Raw genomic sequence first — 21249 nt, 5'->3', positions numbered from 1 at the left:
GCGTCCCATTCTGCTGTAAGTGCCTGTCGTTTGCCGCATCAGTAGATAATTTCATCCTCGCCCTTGGACTTGGAGATCATGATCTCGCCCTTGGCTGCCAGGTCCTTGGCCTTGTTCACCATGCCAGTCTGCGCTTCGTCCACGTCACGCAACCGCACGGGTCCGAGCGCATCCATGTCGTCCTGCAGAAGCTTTGCGGCGCGCGACGACATGTTGCCGAAGAAGAATTCCCTTGCCGTATCCGTGGAGCCCTTGAGTGCAATGGCCAGGGCGTCCTTTTCGACGTGCCTGAGCAATGTCTGTGCACTGGCTGCGTCCAGCTTCAACAGATCGTCGAAGGTGAACATCAGGGTCTTGATGCGGTCGGCAGCTTCCCGGTTGTCCTCTTCCAGGGCTGCCAGGAAGCGGGCTTCGGTCTGCCGATCGAAATTGTTGAAGATCTCCGCCATCATCTCGTGGCTGTCGCGCCGCGAGGTGTTGGTGAGGTTCGACATGAATTCCACGCGCAGCGTCTGCTCCACCTTCTCCAGAACTTCCTTCTGTACGGCATCCATGCGCAGCATGCGGCTGACCACTTCCAGCGCCAGCTCCTCCGGCAGAATGCCCAGCACCCGTGCCGCGTGGTCGGAATTGATCTTCGACAGCACCACCGCGACCGTCTGCGGATATTCGTTCTTCAGATAGTTGGCGAGAACGTTCTCCTGCACGTTGGAGAGCTTCTCCCACATGTTACGCCCGGCCGGACCGCGGATTTCCTCCATGATGATGGAGACCTTCTCGCCCGGCAGGAAGCTGGCCAGCAGCCGCTCGGTCGCATCGACGTTCCCTGTCAGTGATCCCTTGGAACTGACGCGGCGCACGAAATCCTTGAACAGGTTCTCCAGCATGTTCGGCGTGACCGGACCGAGGTTGGCCATCGCAGCCGAAACCTGGCGCACCTCGATCTCGTCAAGCTTTGCCCAGATCGGCGCGCCATGGGACTCGCCAAGCGCGAGAAGCAGAACGGCTGCCCGTTCCGCTCCCTTCAGCTCGCGCTCTTCTTCGTCCGCGCTGACCTGCAGCTGTTTCTGGAGTTGATCGCTCACCGTCAGGCCGCCTGTTCATCCAGCCAACCGCGAACGATGGTCACCGCTTCGGTCGGATGGTCCTTGATCATGTCGCCTACCTTGGCAATCGAGCTTGCCTGCATGGCCCCTTCCTGCTTGGCCTGTTCCAGCCATTCGATCACGAATTCGTCTTCAGCCGATTCTTCTTGTGGCACTTCCGTCTCCACTACCAGCGTCCCATCCGGACCGATCATCAGCTCCTGAGGTTGCTTTTCTTCCGGTGTCACGATGCGGCGCAGCAGCGGGCGAACCACGAAGAGCAGCAGCATCACGGCGATCAGGAACAGCACACCCAGCTCGGCAAAACGAATGATGTCGTTGCGGGTGAAATCGAACAGGCTGTCACTTTCAGCCAGCAGGTCGTCCTGCGGCGGCAGGGCGAACTGCAGGTTCACGACTTCCACAACGTCGCCCCGCTCGGCATCGAAACCGACTGCGGAGCGCACCAGAACAGCGATCCGGTCCAGAGTTTCCTGGGCGCGCGGTGTATAGGTGCTGCCGCCATTGCCGTCCGGCTGGTAGGTGCCGTCAACCAGCACCGCAACGGACAGACGCTTGATCTTGCCAGCTTCGACAACTTCGGTCCGGGTCGAGTGGGAAATCTCGTAGTTGACGATTTCCTCGGTAATGGACGACGTGTCGCGCTCTGCCTGCCCCTGACCAGCATCGGCGTTCGGAAGCTGGTTGGCAACAGTAACCTGCCCGTTCCGGGACACGGCGGAAGAAGCTTCTTCCTTGGACTGGGTCGAACGCACCACCTGCCCGTCCGGATCGAAGGTCTCGGTGGTCTCCGTCAGGCGATTATAGTCGACTTCCGCGTTGACGCGAACCCGTGCCCGTCCAGGGCCGACGACGGAGTTCAGAATTTCCTCGATCTGGTTGCGCAGCCGGCCTTCGACCTCGACAGTCCGCTCCTGCAGCGAATTCGTCATCAGGCCGTCTTCGTCGTTGCCCGCGCCGGAAGCCAGCAGACGGCCACTTTCGTCGACAATCGAGACACGGTCCGGCTCAAGTCCGTCAACCGCGGTGGCAACCAGATGCTGGACAGCGCGGATTTCGCCCGGGCCGAGGGCACCACGAACGTTCAGCACGATGGACGCTGACGGCGGACGACGGTCTCTCTGGAACAGCTGGCGCTCCGGGATAACCAGGTGAACGCGGGCGGCACGGATGCGGTCGAGGGAGCCGATCGTGCGCGACAGCTCGCCTTCCATGGCGCGCAGGTGATTGATGTTCTGAACGAAGCTGGTGGCGCCAAGAGTGTCTGAACGGTCGAAGATCTCGTAGCCGATAGAGCCGCCGGTCGGCAGGCCTTCAGCGGCAAGCTGCATGCGCAGGCGGGCGACCTGCTCGTTCGGAACCAGAATGGAGGCACCCTGACGGGCGATCTCGAATTGCACGCCCTGGCTTTCCAGCTGGGAAACGATCGATGCGGAATCCTCAAGGGTCAACTCGTTGTAGAGTGTCGTCATCTGGGGTGCCGTCACCCGAAAGATGATGAAGGCGAAGACGCCGACGAGGATGGCGGCAACTGCCCCCATTGCAGCAATGCGTGCCGCCCCCAAGGTTCTGATGAATTCTACAAGTCCGTTCACGAATGCCCGCCCGCATTTGAAACATGCCCCTGCCGTTATTATTGGAGTCGGCTGGGCACGCCACACCTTCGATGGGCAAAATTTGCCGCCCAGGTGGTTAACAAGTGGTTAACAAAACCTTTCCGATAGGGGCGGATCGGCGGGTTTCCGCCATTTCGATTAATGCAAACTGCAACTGAGGTGGGGAAAAACTGCCTACCTCATTAATTTTTGGATAAGTTCCGTACGGACAGCAAGACAAATAAAAAGGCCGGCAGTGCCGACCTTTTGATTGCGCCCCACCGGCGCATTGCAGAAACCGTGTTCCGGGTCAATTTCGATATTGCTGGACCCGGGTCGCTCGAAGCCCGGCAAGACCGTGCTTTTCAATCGAGCTTTGCCAGGAGAGGAACTCCTCAACTGTCAGAGTGTATCTCTGGCACGCTTCTTCAAGGGACAACAAGCCACCGCGAACTGCGGCAACCACCTCTGCCTTGCGGCGGATGACCCACCGCTTTGTCGAAGTCGGAGGCAGGTCCGCAATGGTAAGCGGGCTCCCGTCCGGTCCGATGACATATTTTACACGCGAACGAATGTGTTCGGTCATTGTACTCTCACACTAACCATGACCAAGGCTGATTTGAGACTACAAGATGACGCTTAACAAACGCCTAAAGCAAAATTGTGTTTTTATTAACTATAAAATCTAAATTTAGTGAATGATATTTAGGATTTCGCAAAGATAAAGGGTCCAATTCTAAATAGTATTATATGAAATCGTTAACCATATTTACCTGACCGTGCAATTTGCAAGGCAATTCGATTAACCTGAAAATTGCATCCCTCCTCCGGCCACACTTCATTCTTGTTTTTTGTGCCGGCAAATGTCCCGCTGATTACCCTCATCCCCTTGAAACATCGAGAAAACGCGAAAAACCGCCCCGGAGCCCTCCGGAGCGGTTTTCAAAAAATGTGAATGTGTGGCTGATCAGGACGGCCGGGCGACCGATACCACGGAACTGACCGGAAACTCCTGGCTGCCAACCTTCAGCACCGCTTCGCCGCTCGACCAGTCCACGCTGTCGACGATGCCCGATACGGTCGTCTTGACGGTTTCCGGCCGGCTGGAGGCGTCCTTAACATCGAAGGAGATGGTGTAGAGCCCGTTCACGGCCTGCTGGCCGGAATCAGTCTGCCCGTTCCAGTAGAAGGTGCCGTCGCCTGCTGCCAGCTCGATGTCACCGCTATAGACGATGGAACCGCTGGTATTGCGGATCTCGAAGGTGCCAGTCGCATCTTCCGCCACATTATAGCTCCAGCTGGCCTGACTGCCTGACAGGGTCGTCGTGGAAGCATCAGCAGTCACTTCATTGCCGATATAGCTGACGTAACTCATGCTCTGGTTGCTCGTCAGCGAGGCAATGATTTCTTCAAGGTTCTGGTTCTGCTTGATGGCCTGCTCGACGCTCGAATACTGAACCAGCTGATTGGTGTATTCGGCCGAGTCCAGCGGATCCAGCGGATCCTGGTTCTGGATCTGCGTCGTCAGGATGCTCAGGAACAGTTCGTAATCGGCGATGAGGCCGGCCTGGCTGGTTGCCGAGCCGGTCTGCGACGATGCAGAGGAAGTTGGAGAAACGGTTGTCATTTTTTCACTCCTGAGGCAGCAACTCGCCCCGTTACACTTTCATGTCCAGGCCGCCGCGCTGTTCCGCGATGGTCATTCTGACAATGTCTTCAAGCATCGGATCGGCTTCCGCGGAAACCGTGCCTCCGCCACCACTCGAGGCCGGCTGATGTCCATCCCCTCCCTGTTCGGAGCCGAACTGCTGGCCGCCGTCCTGTCTCAGGGAGAATTGCAGGTTGTCTGAATCCGGGTTGAGCCCTGCCGCTTCCAGCGCGCGCTCCAGGCCGCGCTGATCACGAAGGAACATGTCCAGCGTCTCCGGCCGGTCGACACGCAGATGGGCCTGGACCTTGCCATCATGAGAAACCTTCATCTCAACCTCGACTCGGCCGAGCTCCGGCGGGTCGAAACGCATCTGGAAACGGGTCTGACCATCCTTCAGATTGCGTGCAATCTCGGCGGCCACCTGGGTAGCCACCTGGCCGGACTGGCTCTGGCTCGGCATCTGCAGGCTCTCGGTCCGCATTGCCCCTGCCAGATCGCCGCCGCGTACCGTTGCCGCACCGAACTCGCCGGAAATGCTGGTGTGCTGCAATTCAGCAGGCATATCCGCTTCGTCAGCCGCAATATTCGACAGCGCCGCAGCAGCGACAGGACCAGCCAGGGCCGCGCCACGCGGCTCAGGTCCCGTTTGCTCCGCGCCCTTGGCAGCAGGTCCGGCAGCAGCATCTTGCGTATTGCCTGCCCCCTGCGGACCAGACGCTTCACCCGTGACCGGCTTGACGAGACCCGTACCTTCCTCGGCAACAGGCTCACCAGCCAGCAACTGTTCAGACGACACCGGCTGCGGCGTTGCCTGAACCGGCTGCTGAACAGGAACGGCACCCGCATTCACGGCGGCAGCAACCTGCGTGGTGGCCGCACTCATCGCGGTTCCTGCCTGTGCGCTCGCCTCACCCGTTTGCGTGTTCGCCGTTACCGGCTGGGCTGACGTCTCACCATCCACTACGGGTGCGGCAGGCACTGCAGGAACCTGCGTGCCTTCAGATGCCGCAACAGCCTTGGCGACAGCCGAGACAGACGCAGCAACAGTTCCGGCAGGCGTTGCCGCGGCGACCTGGAGACCAGGCGCTTCACCAGCCCCCTGCCCCGGCGCTTGGCCGCCAACCACCGCGCCGGCCAGCACGCTTGCCTGGACAGGCAACGTCACGGTCGGCTGCTGGCCGGCTGGCTGAGCAGCGGGCGTTACCGACGCCCGAAATTCTTTCGGCAGCTCGCTCTGCCAACGGCGCTCTGTCGTGACAGGCGCTGGCCGGGCAACTGCCGCCTGCACCTCCGCCGCTGTAGCAGGTGTTGCCTGCCCGGCCGCTTCAGGCTGCGCAGCACCTGCCTCAACACCGTTCAGCGCGCCGGCAAAGCTCGGTGCCGTAGCCGGTGCAGAACCTCCGGAGTCCGTACCGGCTCCGGCATCTGCCGCGGGAACAGGCGCAGCCCCGCTCGCGGCACCAGCGGCAGGCACCGCTGGAACGTTGCCTGCAAGACCTGCGCCTCCAGAAAGAGCTGCACCGGACGCACCTGCATCGGCAGAGGCAGGCGTGGTAGCCGCGCCTTCGCCAGCAGGAGCCGGAACAACAGGTGCAACAGGAGCGACCGGCGCAAATTCTGCAACCAGGGCAACGTCGGCGGTTTGCGCTGCCTCATCTCCTTCAGAGGGAAGCAGACCCTGATCCGTATCACCGGGTTGCCCCGCGTTGAGCGGCGGAGTGCCGGCCACGATATCGCCGGAAAGAAGAGGATCGGTAACCGGGACCGTCGGATCCACCGCAACGGCGGGTGCAAGTTCGCCTGTCACCACGGAGGTCTGGATCTGCGCGGCAACCGCCCCCGACTTCACCGGATCGGCCGCCCGGCCGGCCTTGGTGGAAACCACGGCACTGACCTGACCCTTGTCTTGCCCTGCGCTCTTCGCAGCGCCCTGCCCCGAGATCGAGCTCAGCTCGTCGGCAAATCCGTTTGCCTTGCCCCCAACAGAGGAAGCAGCCGCACCTGCAGAAGCCTGCCCGCCAGCAAGTGCGCTGCCCGCACCCGCTGCCAGCGCCCCGGCAGAAACATCCGTTGTCAGTCCAAATGGCAGCACGCTTGCCCCCAGATCCCGGCCCGCACCGGCGGGCATATTTCGTCACCGGAATAGAAAGCAAACATCGGGCCAAACGTTAAACCCTGTCAGAACCTTTGATTTTGCTCATCTTTTTCAAAGACGACGCGAAACCACCTCGGGTTTCGGGCGGCAAGCTTTGCCGGTCCGGCAAAGCGTGCCTGCCATGCGGGGGAAGCAATTGGCAGCCGCTCTCCTTATCTGTATAGTGCCGCCAACTTTGAATAGGGCCCTTGATCGCCGCCCGCCCGGCAGGGCGTGGAAGGCTCGGGACGGACAACCGCCCCGCCTGCGCGATCGGCCAAAAACTTCTGGAAGTACACTGGATGCGAAACAGTCTGGATCTGCCCGGCCGCCCGGAAGACACTCGCGTTGTCGTCGCCATGTCCGGCGGGGTCGACAGCTCGGTCGTGGCCGCCCTCATGAAGGCCGAAGGCTACGACGTCATCGGCGTCACCCTGCAGCTTTATGATCACGGCGCCGCCGTCAGCAAGGCAAAGTCCTGCTGCGCGGGCGTCGACATTCATGATGCCCGCCGCGCGGCCGAAACCATCGGCATTCCCCATTACGTGCTGGATTATGAAAGCCGGTTCAAGGAACAGGTCATGGACCGTTTCGCCGACAGCTACATCGCCGGCGAAACCCCGATCCCTTGCGTCTCCTGCAACCAGACGGTCAAGTTCACCGATCTCCTCAAGACCGCGAAGGATCTTGGCGCCGATGCACTGGCGACCGGCCACTATGTCCGCTCCGCCCAGCAGGGCAACAAGCGCGCACTTTTCCGCCCGGCCGATCTTGACCGCGACCAGAGCTATTTCCTGTTCGCCACCACGCAGGACCAGCTCGATTTCATCCGCTTTCCGCTTGGCGGCATGCCCAAGTCGAAGGTGCGTGAGCTTGCAGCCGAATTCGGCCTGACCGTCGCCAACAAGCCGGACAGCCAGGACATCTGCTTCGTGCCCAACGGCGATTATGCCGAGGTCATCCGCAAGCTGCGCCCCAATGCGGCCGAACCGGGCCAGATCGTCCATATGGACGGTCGCGTGCTGGGTGAGCATGACGGCATCATCCACTACACCATCGGCCAGCGCCGCGGCCTTGGCGTTGCCACGGGCGATCCGCTCTATGTGGTGCGCCTCGACCCGGACGAGCGCCGTGTCGTCGTCGGCCCGCGCGAGGCACTGGCGACCCGCACCATCCTGCTGCGCGAAATGAACTGGATCGGCGATCAGCCGCTGGACGAAGGCGACGAGATCGAGCTCTTCGCCAAGGTCCGCTCCACCCGCCCGCCGGCACCTGCCACCTTGCGCATCCTGAACGGCAAGGCGTTCGTGGATCTTGCCAACGGCGAAACCGGCGTCGCCCCGGGCCAGGCCTGCGTCTTCTTTGACACGGATGACGAAACAGCCCGTGTTCTGGGCGGTGGCTGGATCCACAAGACCGAACGCACGGGCGACTGGGCGATCGATTTTCCACAGGTCAAAGCCCCGGTTTCCGCGGCCTGAGGCCAGACAAAAAACTTTGCGGCCGGACGCCAATTCAACGCTTGACGCCCGCCCGCCGCCTCACTATAAGCACCCCACGTCGCGCGGGCCACCCAGGCCCGGATCGCACGGGATGGCGGAGTAGCTCAGCCGGTTAGAGCAGCGGAATCATAATCCGCGTGTCGGGGGTTCGAGTCCCTCCTCCGCTACCAACATCTTGCAACGAAATCCCCGTACCTAGTCGCAGCATGATCGCAGGCTAACTCTGCTTGCGGCCAGCAAGAGCGCGAAAGCAATTTCTCAGCTACTTGTGGTCAGGCATCGCAGCCAACGGCTCGGTTTCAACACCCGCCGAATTGATCACGACCCAATTTTTCACCAAGGACCACAAACGTCCTGGGTGGGACCGACTGGAGACGGTTTGTTCATGATGGTGATCCGATCACGAATAACTGACATTCATCGGCCCTAGTTGTGGTGACGCTTCCGGCGCAAAGCTGCCATTGGACGTGTGCTCAATCAATGGCAGCATCGCGCCCTCATGTCGGTCGTTTAAGTTTGCGAGCGCTATACCCGAAAGCGGACGACCACTTTAGGTGGGCAGCGTCAACTAAACCATCCACTGCTCAAGGGAGACTTACGCCAAATCAGCAATACTCAGTCGCTATTCCGGATGTAATCGCGGTCCCAGCCCTTACCGCGCTCGATGCCGCGTAGCAGTCCCATCTGAAATGGGGTTCGACCAGCTCGCGTTGCGGGTTGGGCGGGAATAGCAGGCATCGCCACAGCGCTTCCTCGCACCGCGCGAAAGCCTTGTCGGAAACCCTCGCTAAAATCTGTGTCGTCGACCATGTTGATTTGTCCACTAGCGCTACGGTCTACTAAAGAGCCTTAGCCTGCCAGACAGTTACCCGCTGAGCAAGTAACCAGGATAGAGCTTTGCTGGATGCCCAGACTCTGGCAATTAGCACAGCCCACAATGTGTCGCAGCTCCCCGTATTGGTGGTGCAACGGTATAACCAAAGTTCCTGAATGCGGACAATCAGGGGAGCATGTCACAGACACTGCAATGCGGTTGCGGAGCTGTCGGCCCGCCCGTGGAAGGCTGAACTGAACAGCAGTCGTTTCCAAGGCGATTCTTCAAGCGTACTCACCCTGCTGAGATAATAGTGTATTTTTGAGCTTCTTTTTTTTGTCCGTTTAAGGCGAGGTCGTTCTTCGCTAAATCGAAGGACCTGCGGACGGTTTCCCCGTGCGCGAGGGCCCGATAGAATGCTCGAGTAAACAGGATCGCGGCGGTGTCACCAATCGATACATCGCACCCGATCACCGCCTCGACATGTGGCGCGACGAGTTTAGATACAGAGTCCGAGAAGCAAGCGTTGAGCACCACGCATTTGATCGTAGGCATCAACTCGATGAGATCCGCAATCGCCTCACCCGCAACTTCAACGGCGTTTCCTGATAGATCCTCAAAAATCAGCATGCCGGTGTCGCCGTGCCCACTAAAGTGTAACACCTCCGGCTTTGCGTTGAGGACCTCGCGCTGTAGTTGGTCGGTGCGGATCGCCCATGCATGTTCAACGTTGACCGCGATCTTGGCGTCGCGCACTAGGGCAAGCTGCTCCTTGAGATCGCTTGCCTCTTGGTCAATTTTCAGGCGCGCCTCATCCAAGGGGTTGGCTGCGAGGAACAGAACCTTCATTGGTGGCGCCTTTTTCAATATTTCGTTTGATTTCTGAAACATCGTGGTGAGGTCCGAGGGAGTACCGAACAGATCACCCATCCCACTCGTGCGGTCCAAACCTTTGATCTTTCCATACAGTTCTTTCCCTTCTGCACCAAGTAGGACTCTTTCGGTGAGCTTCGGATCCGCCTCGACGATCTCCAGGGCCTTCTCAAAATAGGGAGAGCAATCGTCCGAGAAACGGGCGAAATGCTCCGCGACCAGAGCGAGGACATCCGGATTTTCCTCGACGTCGTACCAATTAATCGTCAAGTCTTCGAGACCCTCATAGTAGGTGCGGACAAGACCTTTTGCCAAACCGATCCTCGCCTCGTGCGAGGCGTTGAAAGTACCATCATGAATGATTTGATGACGCGCTTTCAGATCGTTCTCACGCTCTGCAGCGAGTTGCAGTAGTTTCGCTTGAACGTTGGTCGGCTGGGCTTCGATGGTGTCGAAGGGTATACCTAAGTCAGCCAAGCTTAGGCGCTTGTTCTCCATGACCGACCAGACGCTATATTGTCGTACGATGCGATCATCATGCTGCCCTAGTTGTCTAACGATGGTACCGTTTGAATGGCGGGGATGGAGAAGGTTTTGGATGTCCTTATTCAGCCCCACGACGAGCAAGGCGAGCTTCAGGACTTCCTTATCCGACTTGTCGATGTCGATGGTAAGTCCCGAAAGGTCCAGCCTACGGACGTCCGTCGTCTGCATCGCGGCGAGGATACGGATGGATGGGTCCACGACGGACAATTCGGGCACGGCTTCGAGACTGCCTCGGTACATGTGAGAAAGGGCGGCAACCGCCGCTGCGACAATCTCTGGTTTCTCTTCGTACTGCTTCATGGCAGCGGCAACGTACCGGCTGCTACCCTGGAGCGTCCCAAGTCTCGCCAGCGCGTTTAGGCACCATCGCACGACCTTAGGGTCACCGTCGCTAAGGACGATGCCGTTAATGGTCTTCTCGAACGAATTCTTGCCCTCGGCGTTTAACTTGTCGCCCTGTCGATACCTGTGCGACAGGTCCTGAAGGGCGGCTTTCCTGCGCCTTGCGTCGCCATTTTCGATCTCGAACTTAAGGAAGGCAGTTCGGCCTGGAGAAATGATCGCCACTAGCGAACGCAAACCTCGTCGAGAGCGTCTAGGGTCGCCTTCGTCCAAGGCTCGAAGTCGTCGATGTCGTTCGGTGGAACCCTTAAGTCGAGCCAACGGGGATCATTGAGGGACAGGCGCCGCGTCGTCGGCTCGAACCAGGTCGGGCATGTCCAATCCATGACGATCAAAAGCACCTCCTGCTCATCGTCACGACGCACCCGCATCGCGAAGCGCGGCTCCGGATCGGGAAGCTTCTCGCCGTGAACGGCCACTGCTGAAATGTCCAGGTCGGACAAAATGGCGCCGAGTGCGTTCTCCTTAGCGCCGTAATCGCCATCAGAGAATAGCGTGCAGTCAAAGAAGCTGACGACACCTGGAAAGCCGATGGTGCGCTTATTTGCGAAAGTGTCCGCGTCGCTACGGTATCGCCCAGTCCGATACGAAAGGACCTCCGTGCCGCGCCGAACGACAGAGAAGGTCCACACAACGAGCGCCCCGTCGGTCTCTTTCCGCGATTGCAGGTAATGGAGGGCGTTGCAAGACTCGGCTTTTCTGACGAAGTCGTGCCAATCAGACAGTAATCTCTTCCCGTATTCGGCGACGAAATCCGCGTCCACGGCCAGAAAAGGGGCGATGTACAGGTCGCGTGTCCGACGCCTAGCTTCGAACTTCTCCTTGTACTTGCTTGGGATGGTGGGGTCGCTCACGAGCTCGTTGAGGAAAAAGTAGCCAGGTTCTGTACGGAAGAACGCGGAATATTGACTGTGCAGAACGTCCTCACTGAGGCGCGCACCGAGCGTTTTCACCTGCGTTTTGCCGTAGAGGTGCTTCGGAACAATCGCAGCTGCATATGCTGCCTCTAGGATGCCAGCGGCGGTCATTGGCCGTCGCGACGCCCTAAGAACCCGTTGAGCAATTTCAAGGTAGGAATCCATGGACCCTCCCGTCGGAGACTTTAAGTACGGACGCTACACTCCCAATGAGTATGTAGCAAGAATATGTCAAGGAAGACTCAACGCGGGGTATCAGAGAAGGTCCGCGCATCCGGCTACCGAATTATTGAGATCGGAAGCTGTAGATCGTTCTCAGCAGAGCGAATGGCAGCAATAGCTAGCCACCAGCCAAAACCCGTCAGTCTCCTTCCGGCCCCGTTTCAGACATTTGTTCCGTCCGCAGCAAATGTCCACTTCCCGCCCTCAATAGACCCACACTCGTCCATAACTAACGGCAGCTTAGCAATTCAGGCCGAAATGCCGCCTCTATAGAGACTACCCCGCCGCCCAATTGGACTCTGAAAATTGTCAAATTGGATATGTTGGCCAGACCAATTCCTTTCTAGCGTTCACGCAACAGCCGACTGTTCTCCTGATGCTCCTGGATCCTTCAGGCAGCGCCCCCTTTTTAATGGACCGAACATGCAAGTGCTTGACCGCGTTGAACTCTACCTTGTGAAATCACCCCTGCCCGCGCCACATGCGCCGTCGTGGATTCCTGGAACGATCCGGACCCATGTCTCCATGTGCATCGTCCGGTTCATCACCGATGACGGTGTTGAAGGATGGAGCGGGTTTCCGGCTGCGGGGCGCGAGCGCGCCGGGCTGGGCGACCTCTTGGCGGGTCTGTTTCTCGGCCAGGATGCAGGCGATATCGAAAGGCTTTCCGAGCGCATCCAGATCATGGCGGCGGGCGGCAATTTCAACTGGTGGCTTGAGCCTGCCTTCTGGGACATCAAGGCCAAGAGCGCGGGCCTGCCGCTCTACAAGCTGCTTGGCGGAACGGATGACCGCATCAGGCTTTATGCCTCATCCGGCGAGCTTCGGGCCCCGGGCGCGCGGCGCGAGGAAGCCGAAGCCCGGCTTGCCGAAGGGTTCGACACGATGAAAATTCGTGTCCATGACTTCGATGAGGCCGTTGATATCGACCATATTTCCGATATCGCCCGTCACATGCAGGGACGGATGAGGATCTCGGTCGACTGCAATCAGGCCTTCCGCCTGACGCAGAACGGCGATGCACCGCTCTGGTCGCTGGAGCGGGCCAGGCGCTTTGTCGATGCCGCCGCGGATGTCGGCCTTGCCTGGGTGGAAGAACCGCTGTTTGGCGAATGGCACGAGGAAATCGCCAGACTGACCACCTATTCGCGCGTTCCTGTCGCCGGTGGCGAACTTCATGTCATGGGCTACAGGGAACTGGCGCGGATGATGAAGATGGGCTGCTACAATATCTTCCAGCCCGATGCCATGTGGGCCGGCGGGATTACACAGTGCCTCAAGGTTGCCGCGCTGTGCAGACAAAAAGGCATCAGGTTCACGCCGCATTGCTGGTCGAACGGCTTCGGTTTCATTGCAAATGCGCATGTCTTTGCCGCCAGCGGCTTTGCCGGTGAGGAGCTGTTTGAATATCCGATCTCACCACCGGGCTGGACACCGGAAGGCCGCGACCAGATCTTCTTGCAGCCGTTCCTGCACGAAAACGGCTGGTTTGCCATGCCGCAGACACCTGGCCTCGGCTTCGAGATCAATCAGGAAACCCTTGAGAAATACGGGCAGTGTTTCTTCAAGGCCAGCCGCAACTCCACGCACTGGATGCCTGAAGCGCTGCCTGCTCCTTAAAGGTCTCCCCCACGTCTGGCGTGCGCCGTTCACGCGATCTTCGCCCCGAAGGCACAGGACAGGTTTCTGCCACCTCGGTGAGGGAAACCTCCCGCGCGGAAGCATCAATCCGAACCGTGCGTCTTTGCATGTCATGTCCCGAGGCGCACAGGAAAAAGAAGCACTGCGCGGCAGGCGCCCGAGCGCGCCTGTCAATCTGCACAATGGACCGGCGTGCAGGCATGAAGTAACAATTCTGGGTAGAGTTTGCCGATAGCCCCGGTCCTTGCCTCAGTCACCAAGGTCGATCCTTGATCGCCGGGCGGGAACGGGGGCCCTTGGCAACCTGTGTCCGTCATGCGGGGAACGATGCGAAGCTGGGCCTGCCTTCTCTGTCTTGCAACGCTGCTTCTGGCAGCCTGTTCGACGCTGAACACAGACTATCCGCGCGTCGAGACGAGTGCCTTTACGGCCTATCGCAGCACCTATCTGGGCCGCCTGTTCCGGGCCGCGGAAAAAAGCCATCCGGGCAGATCGGGTGTCTCGCTGGTCACGACAGGGCGCAACGCCTTTGCCATCCGGGTGGCCATGACGGAGCTCGCCGAGCACAGCCTCGATCTGCAATACTACATCTGGGATGCGGACCAGAGTGGGCGCATCCTCGCGCAGGCCCTTTTGCGCAGCGCGGATCGCGGTGTGCGCGTCCGTCTTCTCATCGACGATATCAACGTCAACGGACGCGATGAAATCCTCGCCAGTCTGGACGCCCATCCGAATATCGAGATCCGGTTGTTCAACCCCTTCGTGAGCCGGTCCTCGCGGGTCTTCAACCTGATCGGTGACTTCGACCGCCTGAACCACCGCATGCACAACAAGCTGATGATCGCCGACAATGCGGTTGCGCTTCTCGGCGGGCGCAATATCGGCGACCACTATTTCGACGTCTCCGAGGAATCCAACTATCGCGACCTGGACATTGCAGCGGTCGGCCCGGTGGTGCGGGATGCCTCGAGCGTCTTTGATTATTTCTGGAACAGGGACTGGTCGGTGCCTGTCGCAGCCAGCGTCAACCGGACCTTTGGCGAAACCGACCTGAAAGCGGCCCGGGTGAAACTGGAAGAGACCATCGACACCGAAGGATATCCCTATCCTTTCCGCCAGAGGGTCACTGCCGTCCGCCAGTCGATGTCGGCGCTTACAAGGCAACTGGTCTGGGCACCGGCCTTTGTCGTCTGGGACGATCCGGCCGATTTCATCGCGGGAAAAAGCGGCGGCAAGATCCTCAAGGCACTTGCCGGCAAGGTGGACGGGCTCAAACGCGAACTACTGATGGAAAACGCCTATTTCGTTCCGACGCAGGCAGGTGCGGACAAGCTGAAGCAGCTTACGGCGCGCGGCGTGAAGGTTCGCGTTCTCACCAACTCGCTCAGTTCAAACGATGTGGTTGCGGTTCACGCCGGCTATTCGAAATACCGCGCGGAACTTCTGGAAGCCGGCATAGAGCTGCATGAAGTCAGGGCCGATTCCGCCAGGGTCCAGCAAACGCTTTTTTCGACAGACTCCAAGGCCGGACTGCACACCAAGGCCGCGGTCTTCGACGGAGCCTCGATTTTCGTCGGCAGTTTCAATCTGGATCCACGATCAGCCAACCTCAATACGGAGATCGGCCTCTACGTGGAAAGCCCCGAACTTGCCCGCAGGCTGACAGTTTTCCTGAATGAAGGCGTTTCGCTGAAAAACAGCTACCGGCTCGAACTGGACGACAACGGCAGGATCGTCTGGAAGAGTGAAGAAGATGGCGAGTTCGTCACCTTCACCTCGGACCCGGGATCGACACTGGGCCAGCGCTTCACCTCAGGCATCATCGCAACGCTTCCCGTCGAAGGCCAGTTGTAGGCTGGTGGAAAGGGTTAGCAGGCTCCTCTCCGCCAACCGCCCCCGCCCCCAGCGTTCCGATACAAGCTGGAAACGACGACGGCGCTTCGCACGTCAAGCGATCTCGAACCCGGCACACAGCGCGGTGTTGGCGACATGGCTGCGCATTGCGGTTCGGGCGGCTTCCGCGTCGCCCTTGCGCAGTTCGGCAACGATGACCCGGTGCTCAGCCAGCGAGGCCCGCATGCGCAGCGGATCCGTGATCGGGATCGGCTGGCGCTGGGTTTCCGTCAGAAGTTTCCGGACCTGATCGTAAAGGCCCGCGATCATGCGGTTCCTGCACCGCCGGGCAATCAGGTCGTGAAACTCCAGATCGGCATCCACGTTGCTGAGAAAATCGCGATTGGACCAGGCCTGTTCCATCAGGTCGGTCAGTTGCGAGAGTCGGTCGAGATCTTCCTCCGACAGTCGCCCCGCTGCATGAGCCGCAATCTCACCTTCAAGGACAAGCCGGGTCTCGAAAACTTCCCTTAGGGAATGTTCCTCGGCGAACTTCCAGTCCGACATGGTCTTGCCCGAACCGGTGCCGACGACAAACGTGCCCCTGCCCGCTTCCGTCTTGATCAGGCCGATGGTTTCAAGGGTCAGCAGGGCTTCGCGCAATGAGGCCCTGCTGACACCGAACTCCTCCGACATTTCCCGCTGCGAAGGGATCTTCTCCCCGCTCTTGAGCGCTCCGCTGAGGATCATCTCCTGAAGCTTGCGGGCGATGCTCTGCGGAACCGGCGTGCGTGTAATCATTGTGTCTTTCATGGTTCGTACGGCGCGTGTGCCGTTCTGCCTTTCTTTTAGCCCGCCGAAACGCGATCAGCATCATTTTAACGCTTGCATCCCGTTTGATCGATCTGTTTACTGGTCTAACTGGTCAGACCAGTCATACCAGTTAGACCAAGAATAATCACCAGGGGAATAAAATGTCTCTTCACTCCTTCATCAAAACGGCTGCAACCGTAGGCTTGCTCACGTTTTCCTCCATGACCACCGCCATGGCCGCAGACCTGACAGTCGGCGCCAACATCGGCAACGTTCCGTGGGAATTCCAGGATGAGTCGGGCAAGACCGTCGGTTTTGAAATCGATCTTGCAACCGAGGTCGCAAACAGGCTCGGAAAATCGATCGAGTTTGAAAACATCCCGTTCAACGGGCTGTTTTCCGCAGTCCAGTCGGGCCGGATCGACATGGCGGTGTCCTCGATCACCATCACCAAGAAGCGTCTGGAATCGGTCACTTTCGCCCAGCCTTACTATGACAGTGACCAGTCCCTCACCGTTACCGCCGACAGTGGCCTGAAATCGGTTGCCGACATGAAAGGCAAGGTCATCGGTGTCGACACGGGCTCTACCGGCGACATCTGGGCCACCGAAAATCAGGAGAAATACGGCTTTGGTGAAATCCGCCGCTACGAAGGCCTGGCCCCGGCCATGCTCGACCTGACGGCGGGCCGCATCAACGGCTACATTAGCGACATCCCGGCGCTGCTTTATTACACCAAGGACAAGCCGAACCTTGCGGTCGTCGAACGCATCACCACCGGCGAACAGTACTCCATGATGTTTGCCAAGGACGCGGAACTGGCAAGCCAGGTGAACGACGTCCTGTCCGAACTGAAGAAGGAAGGCGTCGTGGCTGACTTGCACGAGAAATGGTTCGGCTCTCGCGCCGAAGAAACCACCTCGACAGTCACCATCCTCGACATGCCCAAGCTGTAAGCAAAGCACGCGCGGGCCGCCTTCGGGAGGGCCCGCGCCTTCCCTGATTCCAGCCATTCTTCCGGACTTTTCATGGACCTCTTCGAAACGTTCTTCAACGTTCCGGTCTTCATCCGAACGTTTCCGCTCCTCATGAGCGGCCTTGTCGTAACCTTGCAAATCGGGGCAACCAGTATCGTTGCCGGCCTTGTTCTCGGGCTTTGCCTTTCCCTTGTGCGCATGTACGGCTCCCCCTGGATACGTGTACCGGCCGCCATCTATATCGACATCTTCCGGTCGATCCCGCTGCTCGTACTCCTGATTGTCGTCTACTACGCCCTTCCATTCGTCGGCATCAGACTGTCACCATTCCTGTCCGCCACGCTCGCGCTGACGCTCGTGTCCGGCGCCTATACCGCAGAAATCTTTCGGGCGGGCATTCAGGCGATTCCCGCCGGACAGTTTGAAGCCTCGCGCGCACTTGGCCTGTCCTACAAGGACATGATGGTCGACGTCGTGCTGCCGCAGGCCATCAAGATCGTTATCCCGCCACTGACGAACAACTGCATCAACGTGATGAAGGACACCGCATTGGCCTCCGTCGTTGCCATGCCGGACCTTCTCAAGCAGGCAACCCAGGCCCAGGCCCTTGCCGCCAACCCCACGCCCCTGATCGGCGCTGCCATTATCTATCTCGCGTTCCTGTGGCCCCTGGTTGCCCTGGTCTCGCGCTTTGAAAACCGGCTCGGGCGGAGGAGTGCGTGATGCGAAACATCATCGAAATAGAGAACGTTACCAAGCACTACGGCGCCTTTGCCGCGCTCAGCGACATAGACCTGGCGATCGGCGAAGGCGAGGTTGTCTGTGTCATCGGCCCGTCCGGGTCCGGCAAATCCACGCTGATCCGGTGCATCAACCTTCTGGAGAGCTATTCCGACAAGGGCAGCATTCGGGTCGACGGCATTCCGGTGCAGCCCGGACCGACACTGGGCCAGGTCCGCGCGGAAGTCGGCATGGTGTTCCAGTCGTTCAATCTTTTCCCACACATGAGCGTCCTGAAGAATGTGATGCTGGCCCCCATGCGCGTGCGCAGGACACCGGCTGCGGAGGCTGCCGCGAAGGCTCGCGAACTCCTGGCCCGCGTCGGCATTGCCGAACAGGCAGACAAGTTTCCCGGCCAACTGTCCGGCGGTCAGCAGCAACGTGTTGCAATTGCCCGCGCACTGGCAATGGAACCCAAGGTGCTCCTGTTCGATGAACCGACCTCGGCGCTCGATCCGGAAATGGTGGGCGAAGTTCTCGACGTCATGCGCCAGCTTGCCGGAACCGGCGTGACCATGGTCGTGGTCACCCATGAAATGGGCTTTGCCCGCCAGGTGGCCGACAGGGTGATCTTCATGGATGGCGGCAGGATCGTGGAAACCGGAACGCCGGCGCAGATTTTCGACACCCCGAAAGAACAAAGAACCCGCAATTTTCTAAGCGCGGTCCTCAACCACTGAAATTTACTGCCTTTGCTGGAGCCAACCATGCCAAACAATGCACAACTGGACATCGCCTGGGTCCGGGATCAATTTCCGGGACTGAAATCGGACTGGGTCTTTTTCGACAATGCCGGCGGATCTCAGATCCTCAACCAGGCAGTCGAGCGAATCAAACAGTTCCTGCTCGAAAAAAACGTTCAGATCGGCGGTAGCTACGAAGTTTCGAAGGCCGCGGCGGCAGCCCTCCTGGAAGCGCGCAAGGCCGGTCAGCTTCTGGTCAACGCCTCCCGTCCCGAAGAGATCGTCTTCGGCCATTCCACCACCGTGCTGATGCAGAACCTTGTCGAATCCATGCGCCGCCAATTGGCGCCGGGGGACGAGGTGATCGTGACCAACGCGGACCATGAATCCAATATCGGCCCCTGGCTGCGGCTCGAGGAATTCGGCATCAAGGTGATCTTCTGGCAGCTCGACAAGGACAGCCTGACCCTGCACCTGGATGATCTCGGCAAACTGATGAACGAACGCACCAGGCTCGTTGCGGTCCACCACGTTTCCAACATCCTGGGTGAAGTCAATCCCGTTCGCGAAATCGCCGATTATGTGCATCACAGAGGTGCCAGACTGTGCGTCGACGCGGTCGCCTATGCGCCGCACCGGGCGATCGACGTGCAGGAACTGAACGTCGATTACTACATCTTCAGCCTGTACAAGACCTTTGGCCCGCACATCGCGATGATGTACGGCAAATACGACCACCTTCTGGAGCTGGACACGCTCTACCACTATTTTTACGGCAAGGACAAAGTCCCGGGAAAACTGGAAGCAGGCAATCCGAATTATGAACTTGCCTATTCGCTGACAGCCATCACTGCCTATCTGCAGGAACTCGGGAAACGATGCGGAGCCCCTGCCTCGTCCGATCCGCGCGCCCTGATCGAGACCGCCTTTTCTGCCATCGCGGCGCAAGAGATTGCCTTGACCAAGCGCTTTCTCGACTGGGCGAAGCAACACCCGGACATCACGATTGTGGGGCGTGACACGGTTGGAAACGGCAACAGGATAGCGACCATCAGCTTCACGGCAAAAGGCTGGGCGCCGGAGGCACTGTGCCGAAAGATCGACGAATACCATGTTGCGATCCGCCATGGTGACTTCCATTCCCGGCGCCTGATCGAAGACCTCGGGCTGGCCGAAGCCGGAGGCGTCGTGCGCCTGTCCATGGTCCATTACAACACGCTTGAAGAAGTCGATCGCCTGACCAACGCCCTGGATGAAACCCTCGGTCAAAAAGCGTCCGGAACAGCACCTGTGAAAGCATCGGCATGACGGCACATTCCTTCGACACAGTGGTGCGCGGTGGCACCATCGTCACCGCAGCCGATGTCTATCAGGCAGACATCGGCATTACGGATGGCAAGATCGTGGCAATCGGGCGTGATCTGCAGGAAGCGGCCACGACCATCGACGCGACCGGCTTGCTCGTGATGCCGGGCGGCATCGACAGTCACGTCCATATCGCCCAGCCGTCAGGCGAAGGCATTGTCATGGCGGACGATTTCGAAAGCGGAACAAGGTCGGCGCTTCTTGGCGGGAACACGACAGTAATGCCTTTCTGCCTTCAGCAGAAAGGCGACACCCTGCGCGAGGCGTTGAAGGGATATCATGCCCTTGCGGAGGGCAACTGTTTCACCGACATCAGTTTTCACATGATCGTCTCCGACCCGACGCCCCATGTGCTTGGCCAGGAAATGCCGGCGCTTGCGGAAGAAGGCTATACGTCGATCAAGGTGTTCATGACCTACGAAGGCCTGCGCCTTCGCGATGACGAGATCCTGGCCACGCTGGACGCGGCCAAACGCTCCAGACAGGTCGTGCTGGTTCATTGCGAAAACGAAGATGCCATCCGCTATCTGATCGGACGGCGTGAAGCAGATGGCGACACCGCCCCGTACCACCACGCCACGTCTCGCCCGATCGCGGCAGAGCGAGAGGCAACACACCGGGCCCTGTCTCTGGCCGAAATCGTCGATACCCCGATCGTCATCGTCCATGTTTCGAACCGCGAAGCGATGGAGGAAATCTCGCGCGCAAGGCTGAGAGGCCAGAAGATCGCCGGTGAAACCTGCCCGCAATATCTCGTTCTGACGGCAGACGATCTGGATCTTGAGGATTTCGAGGGTGCGAAATTCGTCTGCTCGCCTCCTCCCAGAGACAAAGAAAGCCAGGACGCCTGCTGGTCCGGTCTGGAAAACGGCGTGTTCGACCTTTATTCTTCCGACCACTGCCCGTTCCGATTTGACGACCCTGGCGGCAAGAAGACCGAGAAGGGAATGCAGTCCTTCAGATGGATCCCGAACGGCATTCCGGGCGTTGCGACCAGACTGCCGATATTGTTCTCCGAAGGCGTCAAGACCGGCCGGATCGACCTCAACCGATTCGTTGCGCTGACGTCCACCAACCACGCCAAGCTGTATGGTCTCTATCCGCAGAAAGGCACCATCGCGGTCGGTTCGGATGCCGATCTGACCCTGTGGGATCCGGAACTCAGGAAAACCATCACCAACGACGACCTCGGCCATGGCGCCGACTACACGCCTTACGAAGGCATGGAGGTGACCGGATGGCCCGTGAAGGTTCTTCTGCGCGGCGACCTGGTGATGGAAAAAGGTGTGCCCGTTCTTGGCAAGGGCCGGGGCAGGTATCTTCCCCGTAAACGGAGCAATCTGATCAACGGCGAAACCAGCCTGTAAGTCCTGCCCGGCATCATCCGGCGTGTCG

16 protein-coding genes and 1 tRNA gene are annotated in these 21249 nt (G+C 59.3%); 9 read left to right on the top strand and 8 right to left on the bottom strand.

Features of this window, described 5'->3' with window-relative positions; all coding sequences use genetic code 11:
* Positions 1-38: 38 nt before the first annotated feature.
* The 5 genes from fliG to HEP89_RS14280 form a co-directional block, all read right to left on the bottom strand.
* Positions 39-1085, bottom strand: a complete 1047-nt coding sequence (gene fliG / locus HEP89_RS14300) for a flagellar motor switch protein FliG (protein ID WP_022998155.1) — start codon at positions 1083-1085, stop codon at positions 39-41.
* A 2-nt stretch (positions 1086-1087) separates the two neighbouring features.
* Positions 1088-2701: a flagellar basal-body MS-ring/collar protein FliF gene (gene fliF, locus HEP89_RS14295; RefSeq protein WP_031268276.1), complete on the bottom strand. Its 1614-nt coding sequence runs from the start codon at positions 2699-2701 to the stop codon at positions 1088-1090.
* A 310-nt stretch (positions 2702-3011) separates the two neighbouring features.
* Positions 3012-3287 (bottom strand): DUF1153 domain-containing protein, encoded by a 276-nt coding sequence (locus HEP89_RS14290; RefSeq protein ID WP_022998157.1) that lies wholly within the window; start codon positions 3285-3287, stop codon positions 3012-3014.
* Positions 3288-3668: 381 nt separating this feature from the next.
* On the bottom strand, positions 3669-4328 hold the full coding sequence (locus tag HEP89_RS14285) for a flagellar hook capping FlgD N-terminal domain-containing protein (protein WP_152505750.1): 660 nt from the start codon (positions 4326-4328) through the stop codon (positions 3669-3671).
* 31 nt (positions 4329-4359) lie between these two features.
* A complete protein-coding gene (locus HEP89_RS14280; protein ID WP_168692328.1) occupies positions 4360-6480 on the bottom strand; it encodes a flagellar hook-length control protein FliK in 2121 nt (706 codons plus the stop codon).
* 308 nt (positions 6481-6788) lie between these two features.
* Between HEP89_RS14280 and mnmA the strand changes: the two genes are divergently transcribed.
* Complete coding sequence (mnmA, locus tag HEP89_RS14275; RefSeq protein WP_035909942.1) at positions 6789-7967, top strand: tRNA 2-thiouridine(34) synthase MnmA; 1179 nt, start codon at positions 6789-6791, stop codon at positions 7965-7967.
* A gap of 114 nt (positions 7968-8081) precedes the next feature.
* Positions 8082-8158: transfer RNA gene (locus tag HEP89_RS14270), tRNA-Met, on the top strand.
* Between the two features lie 938 nt (positions 8159-9096).
* Here the strand turns inward: HEP89_RS14270 and HEP89_RS14265 are convergent.
* Both HEP89_RS14265 and HEP89_RS14260 read right to left on the bottom strand, forming a co-directional pair.
* The gene (locus HEP89_RS14265; RefSeq protein ID WP_168692327.1) at positions 9097-10788 is read right to left on the bottom strand and encodes a CHAT domain-containing protein; all 1692 of its coding nucleotides are present in this window, start codon (positions 10786-10788) and stop codon (positions 9097-9099) included.
* Positions 10788-11705: an HTH domain-containing protein gene (locus HEP89_RS14260; RefSeq protein WP_168692326.1), complete on the bottom strand. Its 918-nt coding sequence runs from the start codon at positions 11703-11705 to the stop codon at positions 10788-10790. The genes HEP89_RS14265 and HEP89_RS14260 overlap by 1 nt, the downstream gene beginning before the upstream one ends.
* 480 nt (positions 11706-12185) lie before the next feature.
* Between HEP89_RS14260 and HEP89_RS14255 the strand changes: the two genes are divergently transcribed.
* Positions 12186-13382, top strand: coding sequence for a mandelate racemase/muconate lactonizing enzyme family protein (locus HEP89_RS14255; RefSeq protein ID WP_168692325.1), 1197 nt, complete (start codon positions 12186-12188; stop codon positions 13380-13382).
* Positions 13383-13730: 348 nt separating this feature from the next.
* On the top strand, positions 13731-15257 hold the full coding sequence (locus HEP89_RS14250; protein WP_168692324.1) for a phospholipase D family protein: 1527 nt from the start codon (positions 13731-13733) through the stop codon (positions 15255-15257).
* Between the two features lie 93 nt (positions 15258-15350).
* On the opposite strand, the gene HEP89_RS14245 is transcribed toward HEP89_RS14250, so the two are convergent.
* Positions 15351-16037 carry a FadR/GntR family transcriptional regulator gene (locus HEP89_RS14245; RefSeq protein ID WP_168692323.1) on the bottom strand — a complete coding sequence of 229 codons (687 nt, stop codon included), beginning with the start codon at positions 16035-16037 and terminating at the stop codon, positions 15351-15353.
* A 173-nt stretch (positions 16038-16210) separates the two neighbouring features.
* On the opposite strand from HEP89_RS14245, the gene HEP89_RS14240 reads away from it, so the two are divergent.
* The 5 genes from HEP89_RS14240 (at position 16211) to hydA (ending at position 21221) form a co-directional block, all read left to right on the top strand.
* Positions 16211-17005: an ABC transporter substrate-binding protein gene (locus HEP89_RS14240; RefSeq protein WP_168692322.1), complete on the top strand. Its 795-nt coding sequence runs from the start codon at positions 16211-16213 to the stop codon at positions 17003-17005.
* A gap of 72 nt (positions 17006-17077) precedes the next feature.
* Positions 17078-17749 (top strand): amino acid ABC transporter permease, encoded by a 672-nt coding sequence (locus tag HEP89_RS14235; protein ID WP_168692321.1) that lies wholly within the window; start codon positions 17078-17080, stop codon positions 17747-17749.
* Positions 17749-18486 carry an amino acid ABC transporter ATP-binding protein gene (locus tag HEP89_RS14230; RefSeq protein WP_152505740.1) on the top strand — a complete coding sequence of 246 codons (738 nt, stop codon included), beginning with the start codon at positions 17749-17751 and terminating at the stop codon, positions 18484-18486. Before HEP89_RS14235 ends, HEP89_RS14230 begins: the two co-directional genes overlap by 1 nt.
* Before the next feature lie 27 nt (positions 18487-18513).
* Complete coding sequence (locus tag HEP89_RS14225; protein ID WP_168692320.1) at positions 18514-19797, top strand: cysteine desulfurase-like protein; 1284 nt, start codon at positions 18514-18516, stop codon at positions 19795-19797.
* On the top strand, positions 19794-21221 hold the full coding sequence (gene hydA / locus HEP89_RS14220) for a dihydropyrimidinase (protein WP_168692319.1): 1428 nt from the start codon (positions 19794-19796) through the stop codon (positions 21219-21221). The genes HEP89_RS14225 and hydA overlap by 4 nt, the downstream gene beginning before the upstream one ends.
* The last annotated feature ends 28 nt before the right edge of the window (positions 21222-21249 follow it).

The sequence above is a fragment of the Labrenzia sp. 5N genome, from assembly GCF_012395805.1.
GTDB lineage: Bacteria > Pseudomonadota > Alphaproteobacteria > Rhizobiales > Stappiaceae > Roseibium > Roseibium algicola.
The sequence above is the reverse complement of the archived record's forward strand: the minus strand, read 5'-3'. Positions and strand labels throughout refer to the sequence as shown.